This window comes from Parahaliea mediterranea (assembly GCF_003402235.1).
Taxonomy (GTDB): domain Bacteria; phylum Pseudomonadota; class Gammaproteobacteria; order Pseudomonadales; family Halieaceae; genus Parahaliea; species Parahaliea mediterranea.
The window spans coordinates 532411-544795 of sequence record NZ_QEWO01000004.1 but is presented as its reverse complement, the minus strand read 5'-3'; the positions used below and the strand labels follow the sequence as shown (position 1 = coordinate 544795).

General features: G+C 67.1%; 7 protein-coding genes. 6 read left to right on the top strand and 1 reads right to left on the bottom strand.

Annotated features, from left to right (window positions below; all coding sequences use genetic code 11):
* Window positions 1–29 precede the first annotated feature (29 nt).
* From DDZ17_RS14690 to DDZ17_RS14665, 6 genes are all read left to right on the top strand, one after another.
* A complete protein-coding gene (locus DDZ17_RS14690) occupies window positions 30–1943 on the top strand; it encodes a TonB-dependent receptor plug domain-containing protein (protein WP_116367703.1) in 1914 nt (637 codons plus the stop codon).
* Between the two features lie 46 nt (window positions 1944–1989).
* The gene (locus tag DDZ17_RS14685) at window positions 1990–4869 is read left to right on the top strand and encodes a DUF7133 domain-containing protein (protein WP_116367702.1); all 2880 of its coding nucleotides are present in this window, start codon (window positions 1990–1992) and stop codon (window positions 4867–4869) included.
* Window positions 4870–4968: 99 nt separating this feature from the next.
* Window positions 4969–5889, top strand: coding sequence for a sugar phosphate isomerase/epimerase family protein (locus tag DDZ17_RS14680; RefSeq protein WP_157976663.1), 921 nt, complete (start codon window positions 4969–4971; stop codon window positions 5887–5889).
* Between the two features lie 141 nt (window positions 5890–6030).
* Entirely contained in the window at window positions 6031–8304 is a 2274-nt protein-coding gene (locus tag DDZ17_RS14675) for a TonB-dependent receptor (protein WP_170150218.1), read from the top strand.
* A gap of 73 nt (window positions 8305–8377) precedes the next feature.
* A complete protein-coding gene (locus DDZ17_RS14670) occupies window positions 8378–10036 on the top strand; it encodes a sulfatase family protein (protein ID WP_170150217.1) in 1659 nt (552 codons plus the stop codon).
* On the top strand, window positions 10036–11997 hold the full coding sequence (locus DDZ17_RS14665) for a DUF3604 domain-containing protein (protein WP_116367698.1): 1962 nt from the start codon (window positions 10036–10038) through the stop codon (window positions 11995–11997). The genes DDZ17_RS14670 and DDZ17_RS14665 overlap by 1 nt, the downstream gene beginning before the upstream one ends.
* Here the strand turns inward: DDZ17_RS14665 and DDZ17_RS14660 are convergent.
* Entirely contained in the window at window positions 11994–12347 is a 354-nt protein-coding gene (locus DDZ17_RS14660) for a PilZ domain-containing protein (RefSeq protein WP_116367697.1), read from the bottom strand. The genes DDZ17_RS14665 and DDZ17_RS14660 overlap by 4 nt on opposite strands.
* Window positions 12348–12385: the final 38 nt, after the last annotated feature.

The following is a 12385-nucleotide window of genomic DNA, read 5'->3' as shown; positions in this document are numbered from 1 at the left end:
GGGCACTTTTACCGTACAACTGGACTGCTATGACGATCAAGCATGCAACACACCACATCGGCCTGCTGGCTCTGGCGCTGTCGGGGGTGATCCACGCTGGCGAATCCGCTCCGTTAGATTCTGCGCTGGAAACGGTACTGGTGACAGGCAATTACACGCCGCTGGCGGCGCAGGACTTTACCGCGTCTGCCAGCGTGCTGGATGCCACCCAGCTGCGGCAACTGAACAAGCGCCAGCTGGGTGATGTATTGCGCACCGTGCCCGGTGTGCTGGTGGAGGAACAGGGCGGCAGCGGTGGCTTGACGGCGGTATCGCTGCGCGGTGGCGAGGCCAACTTTACCCAGATCCTACTGGATGGTATTCCCCTAAACGACCCCACCAATGCCCGCGGCGGCAGTTACGATGTGGGCAATATCAGCGCCGTCAGCATCGAGCGCATCGAAGTGGTGCGCGGGCCCCAGTCGGCGGTGTACGGCTCCGATGCGCTGGCCGGCGTCATCAACCTGATTTCCGCCAACCCGCGGGAGCCACGGGCGACCACTCTGCGGGCGGAGTTGGGGGAGTCGGGCTATCGCGATATCAACCTGGCCAGCGGGGTGCAGGTGGGTGAGCTTGGCATCGCCCTGGACCTGGCCTCCCGCGAGGACGATGGCCGGGTGCCGGGCAGCACCCGCGACACCGCCAGCGCCAACCTGCGGCTCAGCTGGCAGCTGGCGCCGCAGCACCGGCTCAGCGGCCAGTTGCGCCACCTGGAAGGCGAGCGCAGCAGCTATCCGGAGCAGAGCGGAGGCCCCCTGTACGCCGCCAGCGATGCGCTGGATGATAGCGACTACCGCGATACCACCGCCGGCCTTGCCTGGGAGGCCCAGCTCGCGCCGCGCTGGCGCAGCCGCTTGGCGGCGGACTACTTTGACCACCGGGAGGATTACCAGTCCCCTGGCGTGGCGCCCTACCTGGCAGTGCCGCCCAATGGCAGCAGCACTGATTTCGATCGCAGTCAGTTGAGCTGGGTGAATACCCTGCAACTGGCGCCGGATTACCAGCTCAACCTGGGGGCCGACTACCGCGACGAGTCCGGGGAGTCCACCGGTTACCTGGACCTCGGCTTCCCCCTGCCTACCGACTACACCCTGTCGCGCCAGACCCGCGGCCTGTTCGCCGATGTGCACGCGCGGCTGGCACCGCGGCTATTGTTGCAAGGCAGTGCGCGCCACGACAGGCCAGACAGCTTCGACAGTGAGACCACCCTGCGCCTGGGGGCGCGCTACCAGTTGCTGCCGACCCTGGACCTGCTGGCCAACTGGGGCGAGGGCTTTAAGTTGCCGAGTTTCTTTGCCCTTGGCCACGGCCTGGTGGGCAACCCCGACCTGCAACCGGAAACCGCCCGCGGCTGGGACGCGGGGCTTCAGTGGCAACCGGTGGATGGCCTGCAGGTTACCGCCACCGCCTTTGGCAACCGCTACCGCAACCTGGTGGACTTTGACGCCGAGGCCTTCACCAACGTCAACCGGCGCGAAGTGCAAACCCGCGGCGGCGAATGGCAGCTGGCCTGGCAGGCAACCACTGGCCTTTCATTGCAGGCCCATGCCACCTACACCGACATCGATGTCATCGGCGAGGATGCCCGCCTGCTGGGGCGCCCCGAATGGCAGGCCGGCGCCTGGCTGAACTGGGCTTTTTTGCCGCGCTGGCACACCGGGCTGGATTACCAGTGGAACAGCGCGGTGCCGGCGTCATCAATGCACACCGGCGCCACCGTTGTCAGCGAACTGGCGGGCCGGCAGCGGCTCGACTGGCGCCTGGGCTGGCAGGCGGCGCCCTGGCTGGAACTGGCGCTGGCCCTGGACAACCTGCTGGACGACGACTACCAGAGCGCCGTGGGCTTTGCCGCCCCGGGGCGCAGCGCGCGGCTGGCGGCCACCTTGAGTTTTGGCGGCGCATAACGCCTCGTCACCGCTTACATCTTCAATCATTGTTATTGGGCCATTCATGAAAAAACTCCTCATCGCCCTTGTTGTTGTCATTGCCGCCGTGGCCCTCGGCTGGTGGTTTATAGCTGCGCCGGCGCCCTCGGATAACAGCAGTGCAGGCCAGGCCAGTGAAGCGGGCCGCGACGACACCTACAAAACCCTGGACACCGAACCCGCGCCGGTGCTCTCGCCGCAGCAGGCCCTGGAGCGCTTTCGTATCGCCCCCGGCTTTGAGATCGAGCTGGTGGCGGCCGAGCCCTTGATCGAAGACCCGGTGGCCATGGCCTGGGATGAATACGGCCGGCTCTACGTGGTGGAAATGCGCGGCTACATGCCGGATGTCTACGGCAACGGCAGCGACGAGCCTGTGGGGCAGGTGGTGCGCCTGAGCGATGACGATGGCGACGGTCGCATGGATCGCTCCGAGGTTTTTCTGGACGGCCTGGTCAACCCCCGCGCCGTGGCGGTGACCAACCAGGGGATTCTGGTCGGCGAGCCGCCCAACCTCTGGCTCTGTGAACTGCCGAACCCGGATGCCGACTGCAGCGCCCGCCGCCGGGTGGGGGACTACGCGCCCAATCTGGGCGAAGGCAACGTGGAACACCTGGAAAACGGCCTGTTCACCGGCCTGGACAACTGGCTCTACAACGCCAAGTCGGCCCGCAGCTTTCGCTTTGACAATGGCAAGCTAGAGGTGCGCCACGGCCCCCAGCGCGGGCAGTGGGGCATGGGGCAGGATGATCGTGGCCGCCTGTTCTACAACCACAACTCCACTTGGCTGCAGGCCGACCTGTTCGCCGGGGAAGACGTGGTGGAGGCCGACAGCGGCGTCACCTACGCCGGGCTTGGCGTTAACCTGACCGACCCCAGCGAGGTGTTCTCGGTGCGGGTCAACCCCGGGGTGAACCGGGCCTATCTCGAGGGCACCCTGCGCCCCGATGGCCGCCTGCACAAGGCCACCGGGGTCAGCGGTTTGGCGGTGTATCGCGGCGACCAGTTTCCCGCTGAATATGCCAACGATGTGTTTGTGCCGGAGGTGGCCGCCAATGTAGTTGCCCACCTGCGCGTCAGCGAGCAGGGCATGGCGCTTGCCGCCGAGCACCGTCTGTACGACGACCCGGACTGGGGGCAGCGGGAATTTCTGGGTTCCACCGACGAGCGCTTTCGCCCGGTGGATGCCCTGAACGGGCCGGATGGCGCCCTCTACATTATCGATATGTACCGCGGCATAGTGCAGGACACCTACTTCCTCACCGACGAGTTGCGCGAGCAGATCCTGCTGCGCCACCTGGACAAACCGCTGGGCAAGGGACGCATCTGGCGTGTGCGGCATCGCGATGGCGGCCGCGCAGCGGAGCCGGTTAACCTGGCGCAGGCCAGCGATGACACCCTGCTGGCCCTGCTTGCCAGCGGCAACGGCTGGCAGCGCGACACCGCCCAGCGCCTGCTGCTGGCCCGTGGCGGCGACCTGACCGGGCGCCTGGCCGCGTTGGCCACCGGTGAGAACAGCATTGCCGCCACCCATGCCCTGTGGACCCTGGCCGGGCGCGGCGAGTTGAGCCCGGCGCTGGTGCAGCAGGTGCTGGCCATCAACGATCCCTGGCGCCAGGTGCAGGCCCTGCGCTCCGGCGCGCAGCTGCTCTTGGCAGACAGCCTGCTGGGCCTGAGTGAAGCGCTGGGCAATGATTCGGGCCAGGTGCCGGAGCGGGTGCAGATGCAGTACACCCTGGCCCTGGGCCAGCACGCCGGGGCGCCCGCCGTGCGCCAGCGCCTGCAGCAGCAACTGTTGAGCGGGATGGGTAGCGAGTATGTGCGCCAGGCCGTGGTGCGGGCCGTGCGCACCCAGGAAATGGCCTTCCTGCCGGAGCTGCTGGCCAACCCCGCCTTTGCCACCTACTCAGAGCCGTTGGCGGCAGTGCTGGGTGCTGTGGCGGCCAACGCCTACCGCGACCTGCGCGGCGACCTTACGTCCACCGAGCCGGCCAACCCGGCCCTGCTGGATTTGCTGGCGCTGCTGGGCAGTGCCGGAGAGCGCCATGCGTGGCAGGAAGTGGCGATGCAGGAAGCGCTGCGCGGCCTGACCCTGCGCACCGGCTTTGAGCCGGCGCGCCTGGCTGCCATGCCAGAGTTGTTTGACACCGGCGCCGAGGTCGACGAGGCGCTGGCCGCCGCGCGCCTGCTAGGTCGCCGGGCCTTTACCTGGCCCGGCGACCCGCTGGCGCTGGGTATCGAACCGTTGACCCCGGCCCAGCAGGCGCTGATGTCGCAGGGCGAAACGTTTTACTCCCATTGCGCGGCCTGCCATGGCGCCGACGGCGCGGGCGTCCCCGGCCTGGCGCCGGCCCTGGCCGGTGCCGAGTGGGTCACCGGGCCGCCCGAGTGGCTTGGGCGCATCATTCTGCAGGGCCTGACCGGGCCGGTGGAGGTCAAAGGAGAGACCTTCAACGGCGTTATGCCGCCCCACGGCCACCTGGCGCAGCTGGATGACGCGGTATTGGCTGGGCTGATGACCTACCTGCGGCGCGCCTGGGGCAACGCCGCCTCTGCGGTGGACCCGGACAAGGCCGCGGCCATCCGCGAAAACAGCGCCGCGCGGCAGCAGCCCTGGACCGTGGCGGAACTGCGCGCGGTTTATGTCGACCGGGGGTTCCGCCGACTGGTGGGCGAGTACTCGGTGAGCTTCATCACCATTGCCATCAGCGAGCAGCCCGAGGGCCTGTACATGGAGGCCACCATGGGCGGGGAGGGTTTGCTGACCCAGCTGGACGACAACCTGTTTGAGATTCGCTCGGAGGACGGGGCAGTGCAGATCGAATTTGTCAGCGAGCCCGATGGCAGTGTGAACAAGCTGATCATCCACCGCGATGGCCAGCAGATTCCGGCCGAACGGGATACCTGAGCGTGCTGCTGCCGGCAAAGCCGATGGCGGGTGGATGCCCGCCCCTGGCAGCCAATGACAAGCCATAACACCCCACCGACGCCCCGGAGAACCGCCACCATGCAACGACGCCAGTTTCTACAGGCCGCTCTACACACTTCCGCCGCCGCCGCGGGCTTGCTGCTCGCGCCGCGCTTGGCCACGGCCGCCGGCCAGTCGCTGGATGCCATTGGCCTGCAGCTCTACACCGTTAACAGCGCCATGGCCGCCGACTTCGAGGGCACCCTGCGGGCGGTTGCCGCCATCGGCTACCGCGAGGTGGAGTTCTCCACCGCCGGCGGGTTGTTTGGCCGCCCGCCGGATGAGGTGCGGGCGCTGCTGGATGAGCTGGGCCTGCGCGCCCCCTTTGGCCGCCTGAGGCCGGAACTGCCGGTGGACATTACCCAGCTGCCCAGGGACGAGGCCATGGCCCTGTTTCGCAAGCTCGGCGGCACCGATCGCTTGCTCGGCAACCTCAAGGCCATGCTGCCCGAGGCCCGGGCCATGCAGTACCAGGCCATTGTGCTGTCGGCGGTGCCGCCCACCGAAATGGCGGACGAGGCGGGCCTGGCGCGCATGGCGGACTTGTTCAACGCCGCCGGCAAGCTGTGCGCCGAGCACGGCATGCGCTTTGGCTACCACAATCACGACTTCGACTTCTCGCCGGTGAACGGCGTGCTGCCCTACGAATACCTGCTGCAACACACCGACCCGGACAGCGTCAGCTTTCAGCTGGATCTGTTCTGGGCCAGCAAGGCTGGGCAGGACCCCCAGCGCCTGCTGCGCGATTACGGCGCGCGTTTTAACAGCTGCCACATGAAGGACATGGGGGCCGACGGGGGCTTTGCCGATGTGGGCGCCGGCACACTGGATTTCCCGGCCCTCACCCGCGCCGCCGTGGCGGCGGGCGTGTCTCACTTTTTCGTCGAGCACGACCAGCCGCAGCAGCCCATGGATAGCGCGCGCAGCAGCTTCCGTTATCTGGCCGACATGCGGTTCTGACAGCGGCGAGCCAACAGGGGTGTGGGGCGCATGATTTAGACGGTTGTCATTTCCGGGAAATGGGGGCATATTGGCAAGGTGGTAAAGTGGTAATACCAATTGGCCGCTGCAGGCACGATAATGATTACAGGATGTTGCACTATGACCCCGACTTCGACCCCGACCTTGACTCCGACCCCACCCTTCGCCCGCAAGGCGGCGCTGGCCGCCGCCCTTCTGCTGAGTCAGCAGACCGCTTCCGCCCTGGCCCAGGCCGCCCTTGAGGAGGTTATCGTCACCGCCCAGAAGCGCGCCCAAAGCGCCCAGGATGTGCCGGTGGCCCTCACTGCCGTGAATGCCGAGGCCATTGAGGCCATGGGCCTTCAGGAATTCTCCGACGTCACCCGCCTGTCGCCGTCGCTGACCATGTCCAGCGGCAACAACAAGCAGCAGACCTCCATCCGCATTCGCGGCATTGGCACCAACGTGTACAGCATTGCCGTGGAACCCAGCGTGGCGGTGATCATCGACAACGTCAGTCAGGTGCAGCCGGGGCAGGCTCTGTCGAACCTGGTGGACGTGGAGCGCATTGAGGTGCTGCGCGGCCCCCAGAGCACCCTGTTTGGCAAGAATGCCTCGGCCGGCCTGGTCAGCGTGGTCACCAAAAACCCGGCCAGCGAGTTCGAGGGCAGCCTGGAACTGGTCGTCACCGACGATGACCAGCAGCGCACCGTGGGCACGCTCTCTGGTCCGGTGGGCGGCAGCGCCGGCTACCGGGTAATGGCCTACTACGACGATCGCGACGGCTATCTGGACAACCTCACCACCGGCACCACCCTGAACGGCGGGCTGAGTCGCGGCGGGCGCGGGAAATTCCTCTGGGATATAACCGACAGGCTGACCGCCACCGCCATCATCAACTACAGCGAAGACACCGTGGACTGCTGCGGTATCAACTGGTATCAGCTCGACCCCACCGCGCGGGTGCTGGGCTTTGTGCCGGCAGACCCGGCGCCTGGCATCAAGCCCGGCCCCGACAACCGCAAAATCCGCCAGGACAATCCGTCCTACGGCCACAGCGAAGACATCGCGGGCAGCCTGCAGCTGGCTTACAGCCTGGGCGAATTCAGCCTGACCTCCATCACCGCCCTGGATCGCTGGGACTTCACCAACACCGAGGATGTCGACTTTTCCGACGTGGATGTGGCCGGGGCCCTCACCGGCGGGGCGCTGCACGGCGGCATCGACTCCCTGTCAGATGTGGAAATGTCGTTCTTCTCGCAGGAGCTGCGCCTGGACTCCCCCCTGTACGACGACTTCGACTACATGCTGGGCTTGTACTACGCCAAGGCCGACACCGATCGCAGTTTCGAGCGCACCGTGCTGGTGGCCGACTGGGCGGCGGAGGCCGGCACCGAGAGCATGGCGGCCTTCGGGCAGGGCAACTGGCGCTTCAGCGACAAAACCAGCCTGTCGCTGGGCCTGCGCTATAACTACGAAGAGATCTCCGTCGACTTTTACGATGCGCCCACCGACGCCCGTTACCAGGGCGACGACACCGACGGGGTGTGGCTGGGCAAGCTGTCCCTGCAGCACTTCCTCAACGAGGACACCATGCTGTTCGCCAGCTACAGCCGTGGCTACAAGGGCCAGGCCTACGACGTGTCCACCGGCTTCAACCAGGACAAGGCCGACAACCCAGTGGCGGCGGAAAACGCCAATGCCTATGAACTCGGCATCAAGACAACCCTGTTCGACCAGCGCCTGCAATTCAACGCGGTGGCCTTCTACACGGAGTACGACGACTACCAGGCCCAGAACACCCAGATCAATGAAGACGGCGCCGTGGAGCTGGATATCTCCAACGTCGGCGTGCTGGAAACCCAGGGTATCGAGGTGGACGCCGTGGGGCTGCTGGGGCAGAACTTCATGCTGCGGGCCGGCTTTGCCTGGATCGACGCCACCGTCAAGGAATACCCCAACGCCCAGTGCTACAGCGGCCAGACCGTGGCCCAGGGCTGCGTGGAAATTGCACCGGGGGCCAGCGTGCAGGACCTGGCGGGGGCGGACCTTGCCAACTCGCCAGACTACAAGCTCACCCTGTCTGGCGAGTACACCCTGCCGCTGGGCTCACTGCCCTTTGATGGCTTTGCCAATGTGTCCTACCGCTGGCAGGACGAGGTCAACTTCAACCTCAACCAGGACCCGCAAACCGCCTACGACAGCTACGACGTGCTGGATTTGAGCGTGGGCATTGTAGAGCGCGAGCGCGAGGCCTACCGGGTCACGCTGTTTGTGAACAACCTGCTGGATGACGGCTACGTGCAGTCGCTTGCCAACCTCGGTAACCTCTACGGCGGCAAGCAGGCCATCGGGCAGGTTCTGTCACGGGACAGCCAGCGCTATGCCGGTGTGCGGGTGAAGTTTAATTTCTGACAGCGTGGGGCCGGCCATGGTGTGTGGGGGGCAACGGGTGCGCGGGCGGCGATGGCTGCAAGGGCCAAAAGCGGTGAGGGCGCTGGTTGCCGGCCTGCTGCTGGCGGCGGGCTCGCTGCAGGCAGGGCCGGCTGAGCGCCCCAACATACTGGTGCTGATGGCGGAGGACCTGAGCCCCCGCATCGGCGCCTTCGGCGATGCCGTAGCGGTGACCCCGCGGCTCGACCAACTGGCCCGCGAGGGCGTGCGCTACCACCGGGTGTTCACTACTGCCGGCGTGTGCGCGCCGAGCCGGGCGGCGCAAATTCTCGGTGTGCATCAGGTGGCCACCGGCTCACAGCACATGCGCACCAGCACCCGCCCGGATGGCGCCTACACAGCCGTGCCGCCGCCGCAGGTCAAGGCCTACCCGGAGCTGCTGCGCGCGGCGGGCTACTACACCTTCACCGACAACAAGCTCGACTACCAGTTCAGCGGCCCCTTCAAGGGCACCGGCCCCTTTACCCTCTGGAGCGACGAAGGGGTGCGCGACTGGCGCGGCCGGGCGGAAGGCCAGCCCTTCTATGGCCTGGTGAACTTCATGGTGACCCACGAGAGCGGCGTGTTCACGCCACTGGGCAGCCTGCCCCTCAGCCGCCGCCACCTGCTGATGCAGCTGTATCGCTGGTGGAGCATCGACGTGGACATCCCGCGTGCTGTGCAGCCCGAACAGGTGGTGTTGCCGCCCTACTACCCGGACACCCCCACCGTGCGCCGGGACCTGGCGCGGCACTACAACAACATTGCCGCCATGGATGCCGAGGTGGGGGCCATCCTCGACCAACTGGCGCAGGACGGCCTGGCGGACAACACCATAGTGATCTGGACCACCGACCACGGCGATGGCCTGCCGCGGGCCAAGCGCGAGTTGTACGACAGCGGCCTTCAGGTGCCGATGATCATCCGCTGGCCAGCGCGCTTCCGGCCGGCCGGCTTGGCGCCGGGTCAACGTGATCACCGCCTGGTGAGCTTTGTTGACTTTGCACCCACCGTGCTGGCCCTGGCCGGGGTGACGGCGCCGGATTACCTGCAGGGGCAGGACTTTGCCAGCGATACGGTGCCCCCCCGGCGCTACATTTTTGCTGCCCGCGATCGTATCGACGCGGTCATGGACCGTCAGCGCGCGGTGCGCGATGAACGCTTCAAATACATTCGCAGCAGCTACCCCGAGCAGGCCGGAGGCCATCCCCTGGCGTTTCGCGACAACATCGACATGGTGCGCGAAATGCGCGCGCTGTATGCCGCCGGCAAGCTGAACCCCGCCCAGCGGCAGTGGTTTGAAGCCCCCGGGCAAGAACGCCTGTTTGACCTGCAGGCGGACCCGTTCGAACTCAATGACGTCAGTGCCGACCCGCGCTACGCCGCCGACCTGCAGCGCCTGCGCAGTGCCCTCGACGTCTGGACGGTGCGGGTGGGCGATGTGGGTGACGAACCCGAGGCCGCCATGGTGGCGCGGTTTGGGACCGGGGGTGAGGACAAGCCCGTGACCGCCGCGCCCCAGATGCGCATTGATAATGGCGAACTGCGCCTGCGGGCGGTGACCGAAGGCAGCTCCCTGGCCTACAGGCTGGACGATGGCCCCTGGCAGATTTATCGCGGCCCCGTTGCTCTGGGCCGGGGGCAGGCCGTGACGGCCAAAGCCGTGCGCTATGGCTGGCTGGCCAGCGACACCGTGACCGGGGTAGGGCACTGATGGCCCGCGCCGGCCTGCTGCCGGGGCTGATCGCTTCGGTAGTGTTCACGGTGTTGGCGAGTGCCCCGGCCGCCGCACAGACAACGCCGCTGGCCGCGCCCGCTTCAGCGGCAGTAACCGGCTCAGAAAGCAGTGCAGCGGCAGCAACCGCAGCGGCCGCGCCCGAGGCCGGCTGCGATGGTGCCCGGGCCGAGCGCCGCGCCTTTTTTGGCGACGTTCACGTGCACACCCGCTACTCCCAGGACGCCAACTGGCGCATGGGCAACACCGGCATCGGCCCGGAAGAAGCCTATCGCTTTGCCCGCGGGGCGCGCATTGCCCTGCCACCCTACAACGCCCAGGGGCACAGCGAGCGGTCACTGCAACTGGCGCGGCCGCTGGATTTTGCCGCGGTCACCGATCACGCCGAGGGCCTGGGTGAGGTGCGTCTGTGCAGCGACCCGAACTACAGCGGCCCGGGGGCTTCCCAGTGTGGCGCCGGGGTGGTGACCCGCCTGGTGAGATCGCTGCTGGCGCGGGTGCTGCCCATCGAGAGGTTGTGCGCGCCGGGCGATGGCGCCTGCCAGGCGGCGACAGCGGATGCCTGGCAGGACACGCTGGCCGCCGCCCAGCGGCACAACGCCCCCTGCGAGTTCACCACCTTTGCCGGCTACGAGTGGAGTGGCATGGAGGGCACCGCCAACCTGCACCGCAATGTGCTGTTTCGCGGCGCTGCAGTGCCCGCCGCCCCCATCAGCGCCCGTGAGGCGGCCCGCCCCGAACAGCTGTGGCAGGCGCTGGATGAGCAGTGCCGCGACGGGCTCGACGATTGCCAGGCCCTGACCATTCCCCACAACGCCAACCTCAGCGCCGGGCGCATGTTTTCCCCCGTCGATGCCGACGGCGAGGCGATGCCCCTGGCGGTGGCCAGGCAGCGGGCGCGCTACGAACGGCTGGCGGAAATCGTACAGCACAAGGGCGATTCCGAGTGCTACGGTGGCCCCGGCGCCAGCGACGAACTGTGCGCTTTTGAAAAGCTGCCCTACGGCTCCTTTGCCCAGAAGTACCTGCCCCTGCTGGGCGAGCCGCCCGCCGACGATGCGCGCTATTTGCGCGAAGCCCTGCGCGAAGGTTTACGCCTGCAGCGTGAGCATGGCGTCAACCCGTTTACCCCCGGTTTTATCGGCGGCACCGATACCCACATCGGCGCGCCCGGGGCGGTGGAGGAGGGCCAGTATGGGGGCCATCACGGTGCCCAGCACATCGCCGGCGATGGCGCGGCGCCGCAACTGCCCGACCGGGTAGAGCAGAACCCCGGTGGGCTGGCAGTGCTCTACGCCGAGGAAAACACCCGCGCGGCCCTGTTCCGGGCCATGCAGCGGCGCGAAGCCTACGCCACCAGTGGCCCGCGCATTCAGCTGCGCTTTTTTGCCGGTGCCGATTTTGCGGATGACCTGTGCGAGCAGCCGGACCTGCTGCAGCAGGCCTATGCCCAGGGTGTGCCGATGGGTGGCGAACTGGACGCCACCGTGGGGGCGCAGCCGGCCTTCCTGCTGAGTGCGGCATCCGACCCCGGCACCGCGCAGGCCCCCGGCGGGCTGCTGCAGCGCCTGCAGGTCATCAAGGTGTGGGTGGACGCAGACGGCCAGAGCCGCGAAGCGGTATTTGACGTGGCCGGCTCGCCGGACAACGGCGCCACGGTGGATCTGCACAGCTGTGCACCCAGTGGGCCGGGGCACCGCCGTTTGTGCAGCGTGTGGCGTGACCCCGACTTCGATCCAGGCATGAGTGCGGCCTACTACAGCCGGGTGGTGGAGAATCCCTCCTGCCGCTGGCAGCAGCGCATCTGCGCCGCTAACCGGGTGGACTGCGCGTCGCCCGACGCGGTGCCCGAGGGGCTTGAAGGTTGTTGCGACGACAGCGTGCCCCGCACCCTGCAGGAGCGGGCCTGGTCGTCACCGATCTGGTATCGCCCGGGTTAGGAGTCCAGTCGGGATATTTCCTCGGCGATGATACCCGGGTCGTCCACGTGGGCTTCCAGCAGCGCCCTGAGGGGCTCGATGTTCTCCCGGTCCACATGCTGCACCGAAAAGCCGAGCCGGCCGGCTTCTACGTGCTGCAGGTAGGCGTGCAGTTCAAGCTCGTCGCCATCGTCAAGCTGGATCAGCAGGGTAAAGGGTTCGTTGTACTGGGCGTCCCACACGTCGGGCTGGTCGGTGGCTACGCCGATCAATGAAATGTCGATCAGCCGTTGTTTCCACACGCTGCCGCCTTGCTGCACTTCCACCGGCAAGTCGATTTTGATGCGCGTGCACTGGCGTCTTTCAATCATACCTGCGCCTTCTGTTTGAGCCTGTGGCGCACTATACC